Annotated in this window: 17 protein-coding genes and 1 pseudogene; 10 read left to right on the forward strand and 8 right to left on the reverse strand. The window is 62.4% G+C overall.

Translation table 11 applies throughout. The features are described from left to right. Positions 1–48 precede the first annotated feature (48 nt). Positions 49–1,386 carry a phosphoribosylamine--glycine ligase gene (gene purD / locus EA462_RS11140; RefSeq protein ID WP_124178650.1) on the forward strand — a complete coding sequence of 446 codons (1,338 nt, stop codon included), beginning with the start codon at positions 49–51 and terminating at the stop codon, positions 1,384–1,386. A 21-nt stretch (positions 1,387–1,407) separates the two neighbouring features. Here purD and EA462_RS11145 read toward each other — a convergent pair whose 3' ends face one another. The 4 genes from EA462_RS11145 to EA462_RS11155 form a co-directional block, all read right to left on the reverse strand. Further along, positions 1,408–2,700 (reverse strand): MgtC/SapB family protein, encoded by a 1,293-nt coding sequence (locus tag EA462_RS11145; protein WP_124178651.1) that lies wholly within the window; start codon positions 2,698–2,700, stop codon positions 1,408–1,410. A 69-nt stretch (positions 2,701–2,769) separates the two neighbouring features. Continuing rightward, positions 2,770–3,045, reverse strand: a complete 276-nt coding sequence (locus EA462_RS11150) for a PadR family transcriptional regulator (RefSeq protein ID WP_124178652.1) — start codon at positions 3,043–3,045, stop codon at positions 2,770–2,772. Between the two features lie 488 nt (positions 3,046–3,533). Further along, positions 3,534–3,680 carry a hypothetical protein gene (locus EA462_RS17315; RefSeq protein WP_165872052.1) on the reverse strand — a complete coding sequence of 49 codons (147 nt, stop codon included), beginning with the start codon at positions 3,678–3,680 and terminating at the stop codon, positions 3,534–3,536. Between the two features lie 177 nt (positions 3,681–3,857). Beyond that, the gene (locus EA462_RS11155; RefSeq protein WP_124178653.1) at positions 3,858–4,529 is read right to left on the reverse strand and encodes a hypothetical protein; all 672 of its coding nucleotides are present in this window, start codon (positions 4,527–4,529) and stop codon (positions 3,858–3,860) included. Between the two features lie 199 nt (positions 4,530–4,728). Here EA462_RS11155 and EA462_RS11160 point away from each other — a divergent pair, with 199 nt between their 5' ends. From EA462_RS11160 to EA462_RS11180, 5 genes are read left to right on the forward strand one after another with little or no spacing between them, the layout of a single operon-like run. Further along, on the forward strand, positions 4,729–5,010 hold the full coding sequence (locus EA462_RS11160) for a 50S ribosomal protein L44e (protein ID WP_124178654.1): 282 nt from the start codon (positions 4,729–4,731) through the stop codon (positions 5,008–5,010). Positions 5,011–5,015: 5 nt separating this feature from the next. Further along, positions 5,016–5,189, forward strand: a complete 174-nt coding sequence (locus tag EA462_RS11165) for a 30S ribosomal protein S27e (RefSeq protein ID WP_124178655.1) — start codon at positions 5,016–5,018, stop codon at positions 5,187–5,189. Then, positions 5,186–5,986 carry a translation initiation factor IF-2 subunit alpha gene (locus EA462_RS11170; protein ID WP_124178656.1) on the forward strand — a complete coding sequence of 267 codons (801 nt, stop codon included), beginning with the start codon at positions 5,186–5,188 and terminating at the stop codon, positions 5,984–5,986. Before EA462_RS11165 ends, EA462_RS11170 begins: the two co-directional genes overlap by 4 nt. Positions 5,987–5,992: 6 nt before the next feature. Continuing rightward, complete coding sequence (locus EA462_RS11175; RefSeq protein WP_124178657.1) at positions 5,993–6,172, forward strand: RNA-protein complex protein Nop10; 180 nt, start codon at positions 5,993–5,995, stop codon at positions 6,170–6,172. Between the two features lie 6 nt (positions 6,173–6,178). Next, positions 6,179–6,949 (forward strand): proteasome assembly chaperone family protein, encoded by a 771-nt coding sequence (locus tag EA462_RS11180; protein ID WP_124178658.1) that lies wholly within the window; start codon positions 6,179–6,181, stop codon positions 6,947–6,949. Between the two features lie 189 nt (positions 6,950–7,138). Here the strand turns inward: EA462_RS11180 and EA462_RS11185 are convergent, their stop codons facing one another. Both EA462_RS11185 and EA462_RS11190 read right to left on the reverse strand, forming a co-directional pair. After that, complete coding sequence (locus EA462_RS11185; RefSeq protein WP_124178659.1) at positions 7,139–8,434, reverse strand: S8 family peptidase; 1,296 nt, start codon at positions 8,432–8,434, stop codon at positions 7,139–7,141. 206 nt (positions 8,435–8,640) lie between these two features. Beyond that, a complete protein-coding gene (locus tag EA462_RS11190; protein WP_124178660.1) occupies positions 8,641–9,420 on the reverse strand; it encodes a DUF7839 domain-containing protein in 780 nt (259 codons plus the stop codon). Between the two features lie 205 nt (positions 9,421–9,625). Between EA462_RS11190 and EA462_RS11195 the strand changes: the two genes are divergently transcribed. Further along, positions 9,626–10,870, forward strand: a complete 1,245-nt coding sequence (locus EA462_RS11195; RefSeq protein ID WP_124178661.1) for a digeranylgeranylglycerophospholipid reductase — start codon at positions 9,626–9,628, stop codon at positions 10,868–10,870. Positions 10,871–10,913: 43 nt separating this feature from the next. Here the strand turns inward: EA462_RS11195 and EA462_RS11200 are convergent. Together EA462_RS11200 and EA462_RS11205 are read right to left on the reverse strand one after the other, a co-directional pair. Then, positions 10,914–11,117, reverse strand: a pseudogene (locus EA462_RS11200) (cysteine hydrolase); the annotation flags it as partial. Between the two features lie 33 nt (positions 11,118–11,150). Further along, positions 11,151–11,891, reverse strand: coding sequence for an SDR family NAD(P)-dependent oxidoreductase (locus EA462_RS11205; protein WP_124178663.1), 741 nt, complete (start codon positions 11,889–11,891; stop codon positions 11,151–11,153). A 68-nt stretch (positions 11,892–11,959) separates the two neighbouring features. On the opposite strand from EA462_RS11205, the gene EA462_RS11210 reads away from it, so the two are divergent. From EA462_RS11210 to EA462_RS11220, 3 genes are all read left to right on the forward strand, one after another. Next, the gene (locus tag EA462_RS11210; protein WP_124178664.1) at positions 11,960–12,418 is read left to right on the forward strand and encodes a universal stress protein; all 459 of its coding nucleotides are present in this window, start codon (positions 11,960–11,962) and stop codon (positions 12,416–12,418) included. A gap of 122 nt (positions 12,419–12,540) precedes the next feature. Further along, entirely contained in the window at positions 12,541–13,515 is a 975-nt protein-coding gene (locus EA462_RS11215) for an ROK family protein (RefSeq protein WP_124178665.1), read from the forward strand. Positions 13,516–13,732: 217 nt separating this feature from the next. Beyond that, positions 13,733–15,355: an LVIVD repeat-containing protein gene (locus EA462_RS11220; protein ID WP_124178666.1), complete on the forward strand. Its 1,623-nt coding sequence runs from the start codon at positions 13,733–13,735 to the stop codon at positions 15,353–15,355. Positions 15,356–15,378: the final 23 nt, after the last annotated feature.

The following is a 15,378-nucleotide window of genomic DNA, read 5'->3' on the forward strand; positions in this document are numbered from 1 at the left end:
TCCGAAGAAAGAGCAACGCTTACAGGTTCGTGCGTTCCGATATCGAGCATGCGAGAGACCGTACTCCTGATCGGTGGTGGCGGGCGCGAACACGCCATCGCCCGCGCGCTCGAGGACAGTGAGGCGCGAGGCGCCTCAAGCAGTCGGACGCAGGCCGACGGCAACGAGGTCGACCTCTACGCCTGTGCTGGCAACCGAAACCCCGGTATCGCACGGATCGCGACGGGATTCAAATCGCTCGAGACGACGGACCCAGCGGCGGTCGTCGAGTACGCCGAGGACGTGGGTGCAACGATTGCTGTTATCGGGCCGGAAGCCCCGCTCGAGGCCGGCGTTGCCGACGCACTCGAGGACGCGGGCGTCTACGCCTTCGGACCGAAAAAAGCGGACGCACGCATCGAGACGGACAAGGCGTTCCAGCGACGGTTTATGGAGGAAAACGACGTTCCGGGGTGTCCGGATTTCGAAACGTTCGACGATATGGAGGCCGCCTGTGCGTTCATCGACGACTACGAGGGCGACCTCGCGATCAAACCCGCTGGACTTACCGGCGGAAAAGGCGTCAAAGTCATCGGCGACCAGGTCACGGCCGAAGAAGGAACGGAGTACGTTCGCGACTCCGAATACGACCGGATCGTCCTCGAGGAGCGACTGATCGGTGAGGAGTTCACCGTTCAGGCGTTCGTCGCGAACGGGGAGTTCGAGACCGCGCCCGCCGTTCAGGATCACAAACGCGCCTACGAGGGGGACGAGGGGCCCAACACCGGCGGAATGGGGAGCTATTCGGACGCGACGGTTTCCCTCCCGTTTATGACCGAATCGGACTACGAGGAAGCCGTCTCGATCATCGAAGCGACTGTCGACGCGCTCGAGGACTATCGTGGAATCCTCTACGGCCAGTTCATGCTCACGGCCGAGGGACCGAAAGTGATCGAGTTCAACGCTCGCTTCGGTGATCCCGAGGCGATGAACACGCTTCCGGTACTGGAGACGGACTTCCTCGACGTGCTGGTCGCTGCCCGCGACGGGGAGGGGCCACCGGAACTCGAGTTCGCAGATCAGGCGACGGTCTGTAAGTACGGCGTGCCGGAGGGGTATCCGACGGATCCCAAAGCGGGAGCGAAAGTGAGGGTCGACGAAGAGAGCGCGGGTGATGCGCTGCTCTACTACGCCAGCGTCGACGAGCGGGGCGACGGCATCTACACGACGACCTCGCGCTCGTTCGCCGTCGTCGGCATCGCGGACTCGATCACCGAGGCCGAAGTGATCGCGGAGGACGCACTCGAAGTCGCTGGCGACGAGGGACTGCACATGCGCCACGATATCGGCAAACCCGACCTCGTCCAGCGACGGATCGATCACGTCGAATCGCTTCGGGACGATTGATACGGGCGCTGATTGTTCCCTTCAGATGACGATCAGCACGGATGCCGCTCCGCCGCCGAGCAACAACACCGCGCTGTAGGCGGCCACCTGATTTCGAAAGGCGTCGTTGGTCGACGTCGCTGCAAGCATCGCTTTGACGACGATGCTCGAGACCGTTGCGAGGAGGATCGCGATCGTCGCTTCGGCGGCACCAAGCTGACCGCCACGGTAGAGGACGACCGCGGACGTCGTCGCACCGGCACTCGAGACGAAGCCGCTGGCAACGGCGGTCGCGTAGAACCCGAGCGTGCCGAACCAGGTTTCTGCGAGGGAGCCAAAGACGAGGACGACGAGGAACACCGCACCGAAGGCGAGCGCGTTTTTCATCGAGAACGGGCTTCGAAGTTCCATCGGGCCGGACTCCGCCCAGTCGGCGATCGCGCCAGCGATGGCGAACGCGATCACGATGACGGCCCCGAGCGGGACGACCGCCTCGAGAAGGATGTCGGTGCCGGTTCCCACGGTAAAGCCGACGGCGATCGCGAGATTGCGAGCGGCCATCGCGGCGTTCGCGAGCAGGATCGCCGCGACGGCATAGGTCGCGGCCTCCGGTCGCTGTCGGACGTGATCGAGCATCGTTCCGACGACGGCAGTCGACGAAGCGAGTCCACCGAAAAACCCCGTGATCGCGATCCCTCGACCGCCGTACGTCGAGACGATGGCGTAGTTGACGATACCGATTCCCGCGACTGCGACGACCATAAGCCAGATGATCTGTGGCTCGAGCGGAATCGTCAGGACGCCGAGGTGGAGTTCGGTCTCGGCCGGCAACAGCGGATAGATGACGAACGCGAGGATAGCGAACTCGATCGTCGAACGCATCTCTTCGCGAGAGAGCCCCCACGCGAACTCGTGGAGTTCGCGCTTCAACACGAGCAAGAGCGACGAGAGGACGGCGACGGTGACTCCCTCGATGATGAATCCGGCGGCGACGAGCGCGCCGATACCGTACGCGACGAGCATCGAGACCGACGTCGTCAACGAGAGACCGGCGTCCCCCTCACCGGCAAGCCCCCGTATCGCGAGCAGAACCCCTTGAACGATCACGAGCGCTCCACCCAGTATCAACAGCCCGTTCCCCAGAGCCGTCTCGAGCGCCAGAAGGGTAAAGACGGCAGCGAGCAGACTGATCAGCGAGAAGGTTCGGATACCGGCAGATTTCTGCGACCACTCGCGCTCGAGGCCGAGGAACAGACCGAGTGCACCGGCGAGAGCGATCCGGACGACGGACTCATCGAGTGGCGCGTCCGCGATCTGCAGTGCGGCCTCGTTCACGCCGAAAGGCTTCCATACGCGCGTACATAAGCGGCCTGCCGGCTCGAACGCTCTGCGAACGGACGGACGTTAGAGGTCGACGTACTGTGCTTCCCACTCCCGGCGAGCCTCGAGCTCTCGGCGGCCACGGCGGGTAAGTGTATAGAAGTTCGTCCGGCGATCTCTGGTCCCTTTCTCGACCAGGCCTTTGTCGACGAGCGTATCGAGGTTGGGATAGAGACGTCCGTGATGGATCTCCTTTTCGTAGTATTGTTCGAGTTCCTCTTTGATGGCAAGTCCGTGCGGTTCCTCCTCGCCAGCGATGACGTAAAGCAAGTCACGCTGAAATCCTGTCAAATCGTACATTGGGAAAGTACCATCCGTACTTACTGTCGAATTTTAATAAGGCTATCGGGTCGTTACGACGGAAAGAGCGGCTATTACCGACGAGGGAACGGTATTCGCAGATCACGAAATGATAACGACCATGATGGATCGGTCACCGATCCACCTTTAACGCGGAGTTCATGTTTACTGTGCGTGTATTTCTGCGCGGGATAATACTGCGACGGAAGTGACAGAACTAGCCGTCCGAAGAAATGTAACTAGCAGTGAGTATCGTAAACAGGAAAGCAAATCGCGTGGCGGAAAAATGCCACGCGATCGCTTGCCGCCCTGAATTGGTCCCCGCTGACGCTTCGGCCCTCCAAGCGAAGCGTCACCTGATAGGTTTCGCTGGTCCGACTTAAAGGTAACGACACAACCTGAAATCGTGATATGTTCGGTCGGGAGAACGATCGAACGATCCCGACCGAGGATCGGTGTATATCGGATCTCCGTCGGCGAGAACGAGACTAGATGTGTTCTTCCTCGAGCACCCAGCCGATCGCGCGTTTATAGTGCGTGAACATCTCCCTGACGCCATCGTGGCGCATCTCTTCGCTCTCTAGGTTCTCTGCGAGGAACTCGTACTGTTCTCTGATCTCTGCTTCGTCGCGCATACTCGTCGGTGGGTCTCGATACCCAAAAAGCGAAGGGGTGGTTCCGAAGGATCGCCGTTGACCGACGTTCAGACGGTCTGTCGTACCGATGCACGCCGATCGTAGCGGGTTCGCGGTCACGTCAGAACTGACGTGCCACAGGTCGCACGCATCGAGCCGTCGTTTCGGCGGAACTGGTTAGATCCCGTCGTCTTCGTCCTCGTCGTCGCCCATGCCGTCGTCAGCTTCGTCGTCGGTCTCGGCTTCTTCACCGAGCGTGAGGGTGAGTTCTTCGTCATCGCCGTCTATCTCGACGTCGTCTTCGGCCTCGTCGCCCTCGTACTCGGCGCGGGCCGTGTACTCACCGTCCTCGAGGTCTTCGAACTCGACCTGGCCGTCCTCGTCCGTCTCTTCTTCCCACTCCTCTTCGTCTTCGTCATCGAGTCCGTTCTCGTCCTCGTCGTCGTCCATCCCGTCGTCTTCATCATCGAGTCCGTTCTCGTCCTCGTCATCGTCCATCCCGTCGTCTTCATCATCGAGTCCGTTCTCGTCCTCGTCATCGTCCATTGCACCGTCTTCTTCGAGCGTGACGGTCGCTCCCTCGACGGGTTCGGCTTCGTCGTCTTCAACCGTGACCGTAAGTGTATAGGTCTCGTCTTCGTCCTCGTCGTCGTCCATCGGATCGTCGTCTTCGTCCTCGAGTCCGTTCTCGTCCTCGTCGTCGTCCATCGGATCGTCGTCGGGATCGTCTGCCGCAGGGTCATCATCTTCGTCACCGGGACCCTCGTCGGCACAGCCGGCCAGAACGAGCGCACTTGCAGTACCTGCCGCGACAACGAACTTGCGTCGGTTGAGTCTTGGGTGGGACATATCTCTGGATAGAACGTTCCCGCTGGTTTCAGTGCGGCCTGCAACTGCCGTACGTTAATGACCTGTTGTACGTCGTGTCCGCTCCGGTGACTGTCTTCGGTTGCCACAGATATCGACCGGCGTTGATCGTCCGATCGTCTCGGCGGCGAACCAAACGGGTTTTAAACGGCGCTGTCTTAGCCGTCGCCAAGAGATAACCATGCAGATGCCACGCCGATTCAATACGTACTGTCCGCACTGCCACGAACACCACGAGCACGAAGTCGAAAAGGTCCGAACGGGCCGTTCCTCGGGAATGAAATGGGACGCGCGCCGAACGCGTCGAAACACCGCCGTGATCGGTAACGCTGGACGTTTCTCGAAGGTCCCCGGCGGTAACAAACCCACCAAGAAGACCGACCTCAAGTACCGCTGCGGCGAGTGTGGGAAGGCCCACCTCCGCGAAGGATGGCGAACCGGTCGACTCGAGTTCCAGGAGTGATTCACATGGCAGGAAATTTCTACAGCGTCCGTTGCAGTGACTGTGAGAACGAACAGACCGTCTTCGGCAAAGCGTCGACCGAGGTCGCCTGTGCCGTCTGCGGAACGACCCTCGCACGGCCGACTGGAGGCAAAGCCGAGATCGAACACGAGATCATCGAGACAGTCGAGTCACGATGAAGTTCAGCGGCTGGCCCGACGCCGGCGAACTCGTCGTCGGCAAGATCGACGAAATCGAAGACTTCGGCGTCTTCGTCGATCTCGAGGAGTACGAAGACAAACGTGGGTTGATCCACATCTCCGAGGTCGCGAGCGGCTGGATCAAGAACGTTCGTGATCACGTGCGCGAGGGACAGATCGTCGTCTGCAAAGTCCTCGACGTCGACGAAGGGCACGAGCAGATCGACCTCTCGCTCAAAGACGTCAACGACCACCAGCGCTCGGAGAAAATCCAGCAGTGGAAAAACGAGCAAAAAGCCGACAACTGGATGGACCTGGCCGTTGGCGAAGAGATCGACGACGAAGAGTACACCGCGATCGCTACCGAACTCATCGGCGTCCACGGCAGCCTATACGACGGGTTCAAACAGGCCGCGATCCACGGCGAAGAGGCGCTTTCGGACACCGATCTCTCGGCCGACGAGATCGATGCGATCGTCGAAACCGCTCGCGAAAACGTCTCGGTACCGTACGTCACCGTCACCGGCTACGTCGACCTCGAGAACCCCTCACCATCCGGCGTCGACGGCATCCGCAAGGCGCTCGAAGCGGGACAGGGCAACGGCGACATTCCCGACGAGATCGATCTCGAGGTGAGCTACGTCGGTGCACCGGAGTACCGGATCAAAGTCAAGGCACCGAACTACAAGACCGCCGAATCCCAGCTCGAAGCGAGCGCGGACCGCGCGGTCACCACCATCGAGAGCCACGGTGGCGAAGGCGAGTTCCACCGAGAGCGACGGACCGACGACGAGTAACGAGACATGAAGTCGGATATTCGGGTGTGTTCGGCGTGGCGAGACCGACACGAGCGCCCGGTATACTCCCTGTCTTCTACCTGTCCCGTCTGTGACGCGGACACCGAAAACAGCGCCCCGGCACCGTTCGATCCCACCGACGCCTACGGCGAGTACCGACGCGCTCTTAAACGTCGCAGTCGCTGATACGGTATGGACGAACTCGAGATCGACGCAGTCGCCGAGGTCGACCTGGACGACCCCGTCCTCGTCGAGGGATTGCCGGGCGTCGGTCACGTCGGAAAGCTCGCAGTCGATCACTTCCTCGAGGAACTCGAAGACGAGAGCACGCTCGTTCGACGCATTTACTCACAGGAGTTCCCCCCGCAGGTGAGCATCGAAGACGGTGTTTCGGAGCTTACCTGTGCGGAGCTCTACGCCGTCTCCGTGCCGGACGGACGCGACTTGCTCTTGTTGACGGGTGACCACCAGGCACAGACCAACGAGGGTCACTACCTGCTGACCGATGCCTTCCTCGACGTCGCCCAGGAGTTCGGTGCCTCGGAGCTGTACGCACTCGGTGGCGTTCCGACCGGCGAGCTCATCGACGAGTACGCCGTCGTCGGCGCGGTCAGCCACGAGCCGATGCTCGCGGAACTCGAGGGCGACGGCGTCGAGTTCCGCGAGGACGAACCCGCAGGCGGCATCGTCGGCGTCTCTGGACTCCTGCTCGGACTCGGTGAGCGCCGAGGCTTCGAAGCGGCCTGCCTGATGGGTGAAACGAGCGGATACCTGGTCGATCCGAAAAGCGCCCGTGCGGTTCTCGAGGTACTCGAAGCGCGTCTCGACATCGAACTCGACTACGAGTCCCTCGACGAGCGCGCCGACGAGATGGAGGACGTCATCGGCAAGATCCAGGAGATGGAACAGCAACAACAGGGAATGGAGATGCCGACGGACGACGACCTGCGCTACATCGGGTAGCGTCGAAATCGGTTCGCGGAGCTATTGACACCCGCCATCGAAACATCGGATCCGCTGGCAGTCAGTGAACGTCACTGCGCTCCCGCTTGCGAACTGGTTGGCAGTACCGAGCGTGCTGGCCGCTCAAGTGCGAGCGGTGAGCGACTGGTTTCGACGAGTACTAGTGGAACGGAGTTCACCGAACGTCGACTACTGGGCGGCTCCTTTCTTCTCCCGTTTCTTTTCTTCTTTCTCCCGTTGTTCCTCGAGTGCCAACTCGACCGCCGTCGCGACGTCGACGAGCCCGGATCCCTGGTGTTCGGACGGGAGACTGATATCCTCCGCCGTGGCGTTCAGAATCTCCCTCGTTTCGGAGGCCGAGTAGCCGAGCGACATGATGATCGCCCCGGCACCTGCGACGTGAGGGGCGGCCATCGACGTCCCTTCGTAGGCGGCGTAACCGTCCTGTGGGACCGTCGAGAGGACATCGACGCCGGGTGCGGCGAGTTCGACCTCCGGCCCTCTGTTCGAAAACCACGCCAGCGTGTCGTCGGGAGTAGTCGCGCTCACTGCGATCACCTCGTCGTAAGCCGCGGGGTACAGAACGGGTGCCCCTTCGTTCTGAGCCGACGCGACCAGCAACACGCCCTGTTCGTGTGCGTATTCGACGCCCGCCCGCTTTAGTTCCGTGTCGACGCCCCCGAGACTCATGTTGGCAACGTCGAACTCGAAAAACCCTGCAAACGCCAGACCGTTCGCGATGTCGGAGTGGAACCCGACACCGTTCTGATCGAGTACTTTGACCGCGTGGAGCGTTACGTCCGGTCCGACGCCGACCACGCCGAGATCGTTATCGAGCGCACCGACGGTTCCCGCGACGTGCGTGCCGTGACCGCTCTCCCTGTCGTCGCTCCACGGTTCTTCACACTCCCACGGCACCAGATCACCCTGACATTCGGTGTACGCGGCTCCGTCGCCCAGATTCGCAGCCAGGTCTTCGTGCGACGGATCGATTCCCGTATCGAGAACGCAAACGTCGACGTCGTCGCCCGTGATCCCCATCTCGTGAACGTCTCGTGCGCCGATCCGTTCGATCCCCCACGGAACGGTCTGTCCGTTCGTCTCCTGTTGAACCTCGACCTCCTGGGGCGGTAACTCCACCTCGAGTTGGCGATCCACCTCGACGTATTCGATATCGTCGTTCTCCTCGAGCGTCTGCAAGCCGTCGAGATCCGACTCGATGGTCAGTGCGTCGAGCGGATCGATGTCGTAGTAGACCGTCGTTGCGACGTCCTTGGCCGTTTTCGCACCGTCGCCGTTCTTGTATCCGACGTTGTACCGCTGATCGTGATCGCCCACGGAGAGTTCGGTCCAGTTCTCGTCCGATCCGGCCGCGGCCGATCCACTCGTTCCAGCGATACCACCCAGCGCGAGACCGCCCGCGCCAATCGTCTGGAGAACCGTTCGTCGGTTGGGCGTGGTAACCCGTGAAGAGTCGTGTTCCATCACATCAGCGTCTACCAAGATATCGATGTTTGTAATATCAGATCTACTGAGAGGTATCGATCTGATACTCTTCGTCACCAACCGCCTATCTCGAAGAAATCACAGTATTCCCGTGACCGTCACGAACGTCGATACGACAGCGGGGTCGTCAGACCGAATGCTCGGGCGAGAGGGGGGTCCCCGAGAATACCGTACGGAACGGCAGATTAGCCCTCGAGCACTTCGTGAGAAACGTCCGCGTCCCGCAGCGAGTCGGTGACGCGGCCGACGGCATCGGTCGTGACGACCGCGGTCACCTCGAGTCCGCGTTCGGCGGCGTCGGCCGCGACGTCTCCGACGGCGAATCTGACGTCGGAATCTGCGTTCGCGCGCCGGCAGGCGACGACGGCTTCGACGCCGGTTGCGACGACCAGATCGGCGTCGGCACAGACCTCACTAACGGTGTCGATGGAGACGGTTCGACTCCCGCCGGTTCGAACGGTCGGCACCTGGAGGACGGTCACCGCACCGGGCTCGAGTTCGATGACGCCCTCGAAGCTGGTGACGCCGACGTCGGTCCCCGCCTCGGCGTCGGTCGTCGCGATACCGGTTGCGGGCCCCTCCTCGCCCGGCGTGGCGTGAAGCAATCCGTCCTGTAACGTGAGCGAGACGGTGTCGCCTTCGTCGATGTCTCCGGTCGCGATGGCGGCGTCCTCGCTCATCGCACCGAGGACGTCACCGGTGACGTGATCGGCAAACCGACGGACGTCCTCGGCGGCCCCAAAGAGCCAGTCGACGCCCTCCGGGGTCACGCGGTAGCGCGACCGGCCCTCCTTCTCGACGAGACCCTCTTCGACGAGATCGCGGATGTACTCGCTGACCGCCTGACTCGTGACGCCGACTTCCCCGGCGATCTCCCCCTGGCTGACGGCGGGCTGACGCTCTGCGATCTGGACGAGGATCCGAAACCGCGTCGCGGCCCGTTTGTTATCGAGGACGTCGACCATATCCGTCCCTTGTGAGGACTGATGCAAAAAGGTACGCGATCACGGCTCGCGACGAATCCAGGATATTCGCCGGTCAATCACCGATTAGTACCTGCTGTTCTCGAGATTTCAGCGGAAAGCGGCGACAAAACGTGGTATTTACCGGACGGGGTCGATGCGACGACGACTGAACAAACTCATTAGGGTTGGACACAGTCTCGAGTGCATGAACGACCGCTACGACGTGGTGATCGCCGGTGCCGGACCGGCCGGTTCCCAGTGTGCGCGTGACCTTGCCGCCCGAGGCTACGACGTCGTCGTGCTCGAGACGGAGCCCGAAGACCAGTTCCCACGCCAGAGCAACAAATCGACCGCGGGAACGTTCCCCTCGATGATGGCCTCGTTCGGTATTCCCGACGACGTGGTGATGCAATATACCGACAGCGTCGTCCTCGAGTCGCCAACCGACCATTACGTTCGCGAACAGCCCGGTGCAGTCCTCGAGTTCGCTGAGTTCAAGCGATTTCTCGTCAGCGATGGCCGGGCCGACGGAGCCGAGTACCGATTCGACGCGCGCGTGACCGCGCCGATCATGGACGGCGGCGAGATCGTCGGCGTCACCTACAACGGTGACGAGGAGGTGTACGGCGAGATCGTCGTCGACGCGACGGGGCCGGCCGCGCCGCTCGCGAAAAAACTCGACCTCGTCGAACTCGAACGCGAGAACCACGCGATCGGCATCGAGTACGAGTTCGAAGGAATCGACATCGATCGTCCGGGTTTCGCGGACTTACACGACGCGATGATGCTTCGACTCGATCACGCGATCGCACCCGGGGGCTACTCGTGGATCTTCCACACGGGCGAGGACACCGCCAAGGTGGGCCTCTGTTACATCCAGAACGACATTCACCAGCGCTACGCCCGCGAGAGCTTCACGATCGACGACTATCTGGATCACTGGCTCGAGACCGATCCTCGGTTCCAGAACGCAGAACGCCTCGAGGGGAAACAACACCGCGGCTCGGCACACATCCAGAGGCCGGGGAAGATGCATACCGATCGGTTCATGGCCATCGGAGACACCGTTCCGACGGTCGATCCGCTCTGGGGAGAGGGGATCAACAAGTGCATGCAATCCGGTCGGATGGCCGCTGCCGCGGCCGACAGTTGTCTGAAACACGGCGATCTCGAACCGACTGCCGACAATCTCGAGGTTTACGAAACGCTCTGGCACCGCGAGGTCGCACCGAACGTCCGAAGCAGGCTGTGGATGACCAAACTCCTCTATTTCGCCTCGAACGAGCGCTACAACACGCTCATGGAGGATTTGAACCGCTTCGACAACGAAACGCTGGCGAAGGCGAACCGCGGAAATCCGTTCGCCGTCGCGAAACTCCTCCAGCTCGGTGACATACCAATGCTCGCGCGGCTGGTCGCCCAGGAGTACGGATTCGGCAGTCCTCAGTAGCGTTCGGAAAGACGTCAGACCGGACGCGGGTCTGTCGCGCCGATCAGAGACGGCGCTGCTCACCGAGTATCTCCGCGGCTGTGATTATCGTGGCGAACTCGCCGTCGAGTTGTGCGAGCGTCGTCCGGTGGATCGTCCCCGCGTCGACGGACTCCCCGTCGTACGTTCGGTCGAAGCTCGCGGTCGCGTCGTCGACGACGAGGACGTCGAACCCGCGGTTCGTCGCAGCTCGAGCGATCGTCGCCACGCCGAAGTGAATGGCCGGCGGCCGCGACCGTGGTCAGACGCTCTCGGGGAGCCAACCACCGTCGATTTCGATGTTCTCGCCGCTCACGTAGCCGGCGTCGTCGTCGAGGAAGAACAATAACGGTCGCGTGACGTCCTCGAAGCGCGCGGGTCTGCCACGCGGCAGTTCGTCCGGGAACTCCGCGGAGTTCTCGACGACGTACGGCGAGATCGCGTTGACGGTGATCCCGTCGTCTTGCGTATCGGCTGCAAGCATTCGCGTAAACATCAGTACGCCCGTTTTCGCGACGAAGTACGGGAAGTTTTTCGGGCTCACGAGCCCCCGTTCGGCGGAGGCGTAGCCGACGTTGACGATGCGGCCGTAGCCGTTCTCACGCATCGCCGGTAGCGCCCGTTTCGAACACAGATACGTGCCGTTGAGGTTAGTCTCGAGCACCCGGTTCCAGGTTTCGAACTCGAGATCAGCCCAGTGAGTCGGTGCGAAGTCACCGACGTTGTTGACGAGAACGTCGACCGTTCCGATATCGGATTCGACGGCCGCGAAGATGTCATCGACGCTGTCGGGATCGGTGACGTCCCCCTGGACGGTCGTCGTCTCGCCCGCACCGCGTTCGCTCGCTCTGGCGACAACGTCGCGGGCGTCGTCGTCACTCGTGTGATAGTGGACGGCAGTGCTCGCACCGCAGTCGGCCGTCGCCAACAGGAGTTCGCGACCGACACCGGTCGCACTCCCTGTGACGAGCACCGTCTGACCCTCGAGATCCGGTTCGTACATAGCTGACTGTCGGCGGGCACATGGAAAAAAGTCAGGAATTTAAGTATAGGCCGAGCGATATCCGAGCAATGACACTCGAGACAATCCTGCTTGCAGTCGGTCCCGGCGATACCGAACGAAGCGACGAACTCGCAAACGCGGTCATCGAAGTCGCAGAGCCGACCGGCGCGAGCGTCGTCCTCGCTCACGTATTCACCGAATCCGAGTACGACGAGGTCATCACTCGCCTCGATTTCGACACCGACCGCGATGAGATCGGATCGGACGAGGTCGCGGCTCGTCACTCGACGATACGACAGCTTCAGACCGCCCTCGAGGAACACGACATCGAGTACAGCATTCAGGGTGCGGTTGGCGAACACGGCCCGACGATCGTGGATCTCGCGAGCGAGTCCGCCGCCGACCGCGTCGTCGTCGGTGGCAGACGACGATCCCCGACCGGAAAGGCGGTGTTCGGATCGACGGCACAGGAGGTCCTGTTATCCTCACCCTGTCCGGTGACGTTCGTTCGAAGCGACCAGGGGTAGCGGCCGTCGGGCGGGCGTCCCGTCGAGACCGCCGTCGGAAACCGCCAGTGGAACGGTCGCCTCGAGCGTGACGGCGTGGCGTCCGACAGTATAAATGGTCCGACGGCCGTACTCCAGACAGCATGGACTACTATGCGGGCGTCGACCTCGGTGCGACGAACGTCCGGGCGGTCGTCGCCACAGACGACGGGACGACGATCGGTGAGGGCCACAGTGCGACGCCGCGCGGTCCGACGGGGATTGACGTGACGGAGGGCGTTCTCGAGACGGTTCGTGACGCCTGTGATGGCGCGGACATCACGCCCGATGCGATCGATGCCGCGGGCATCGGCTCGATCGGTCCGTTGGATCTCGCGGAGGGTGCCGTGATCGACCCTGCTAACTTGCCCGACTCGATCGATCGGATTCCGCTGACCGGTCCGGTCGAAAAGCTGATCGGGAGCGACGAGGTCTACCTCCACAACGACACGAACGCGGGCGTCATCGGAGAGCGTTTTCACGCGAGACGCAATCCCGACGATATGGTGTACCTCACGATTTCGTCTGGGATCGGTGCCGGCGTCTGTTGTGACGGCCACATCGTAGACGGCTGGGACGGCAACGCCGGCGAAGTCGGTCACTGCATCGTCGATCCACAGGGTCGAGTGACCTGTGGCTGTGGTCGAGACGGTCACTGGGAAGCGTACTGCTCCGGCAACGGTATCCCGGAGTACACTCGATTGCTCGCGGAGGACGACCCCACGATATCGACGCAGTTACCGCTCGAGGACCCAGATTTCGCGGCAAAAGACGTGTTCGAGCTCGCGGGCGGTGACGAACTGGCCGACTATACGATCGAGCAGTTGACCCACTGGAACGCGATCGGCGTCGCGAACGTGATCCACTCCTATGCCCCGATCGTCGTCTCCTTCGGCGGGGCCGTTGCCCTGTACAACGAAGCGCTCGTCGTCGACCCTATTCGCGAGCGCATCTCGGAGATGATCATGGCGAACGTGCCGGAGATCCGCGTCACCGATCTCGGAGACGACGTCGTTCTCGAGGGGGCGCTGGCAAGCGCGCTGACGCGGGGAACGGGAGATCGACGGCACCTCGAGTGACCGCTCTCGAATCGGATGGTCGAGTCATCTCGAGTGACCGCTCGTAGATTGAAGTATCGCCGGCTCAGTCGGTCGAATGATCGGGCGGTCGACGGTCTGACGATCGGTACCTCAACGGAGGCGGTTCGCGTCAGCCTCGTCCCTGGTCGTTCGTCACCCGTCTCGGCACGTATCAGACCACCCCACGCTATTTATTCGTTCGTTTCTTGATGGACGTATGCAGCGGAGAGCGCTCCTCCGACGAGGAGTCACAGTTCCTCTCGCTCTGACCGTCCCACACTCGGCGGCAGCCACACCCCGTTCTCGCGTCTCGAGGTCGTCCGTTCCCGCTTCGCGTGCGTCGGACGACTCGACGGACCCGGACGGCTACGAACCGCTCGGTCGGGTTCCCGTGGAAGGAGCTGCCGAAGCCGTCGTCGGTGACGACGGCGAAGTCGCGTACGTCGCCGCGACGACCGGGTTCGCAACCGTCGATATCGGAGATCCCGCCGATCCGACGGTGCTCGCGAGCGAGCACGATATCAGCGTCGACGGTGCGCCGCTCCTCGAGATCCTCGATCTGAAGGTCGACGGGGATCTGTTGATCGTTCCGGGGCCTGCAAATCGAGCCTCGAGCGACCTGTTCCACGGCTTCGCTCGCTACGACGTGAGCGATCCCGCCGAACCACAGCTCATCGGAGAGCCCTACGAAACGGGCGATCACATTCACAACTGCTTTCTCCAGGACGAGATCCTCTACGTGGTAATAAACGGGCGAGACGAGAATCCACTCGTCGTCTTCGACGTCGGCGGCGACGAACCCGAAGAGATCGGTCGCTGGTCGCTACTCGAGCACGAACCCGGCTGGCGCGACGTCGACTGGCTCGCTCGGTACCTACACGACGTCTACGTCCACGACGGAATCGCCTACCTGGCTCACTGGAACGCCGGAACCTACCTGCTCGACGTGAGCGATCCGACCGATCCGACGTACGTTTCCCGGGTGACCGATACCGACCTCGAGGAGCAACTCGAGATGGACGACGACGAGGAGGCACGGTTGGGGCTGCCCGGAAACGACCACTACGCAGCCGTCGACGAGACGGGCGACCTACTCGGCGTCGGCCGTGAGGCCTGGGCGACCGGCGGCGACGAACCCGACGGTCCGGGCGGTATCGACCTCTACGACGTGAGCGATTCCACAGATCCCGAGCTTCGAGCGACGATCGAGCCACCGCGGGCGGCCGACGAGCGGTACTACGGCCCGCTGTGGACGACGGCACACAACTTCGAGCTTCGCGACGGCGAACTCTACGCCTCGTGGTATCAGGGTGGTGTGACGATTCACGACGTGAGCGATCCCGCCGCGCCGGACGAAGTCGCGTCCTGGCGCGACCCCGAGACGTCGGGGTTCTGGACCGCCCGCGTCTCCGAACCCGGAGCCATTTTCGTCGCGAGTAGCACCCAGGCGATCCCCCACGGGCTGACCGAAGGCGCACTGTACACGTTCCCGATCCGCGCCGGCGAACAGGTCGACCAGCCCTCCCTCACCGACCTCGAGGAACTCGATCTGGGAGACGAGGACGCAGAGACGAGCGATCCGACGACGGACGACGGCAACACTGGATCGGGGGACGACAGCGGGAGTGACGCGGACGCTCCGATCGACGGCGGGGGCGCTCCGATCGAGTCGACCGACGGCGACGATGGGAACGCGACCGGGACCGGCTCCGAAAGCGATCCGATTCCCGGATTTAGCGTCGCCGGCACCGCGGTCGGCGTCGCCGGCGGGATCGCCTCACTCGAGTGGCTCCGTCGACATCGGAGCGCCGATGAGAGTAACGGACAACGAGAGTCGTAACGTTCAGGGTCGTTCCTGACGGT

The sequence above is a fragment of the Natrarchaeobius halalkaliphilus genome (assembly GCF_003841485.1).
In the GTDB taxonomy this organism is placed as follows: domain Archaea; phylum Halobacteriota; class Halobacteria; order Halobacteriales; family Natrialbaceae; genus Natrarchaeobius; species Natrarchaeobius halalkaliphilus.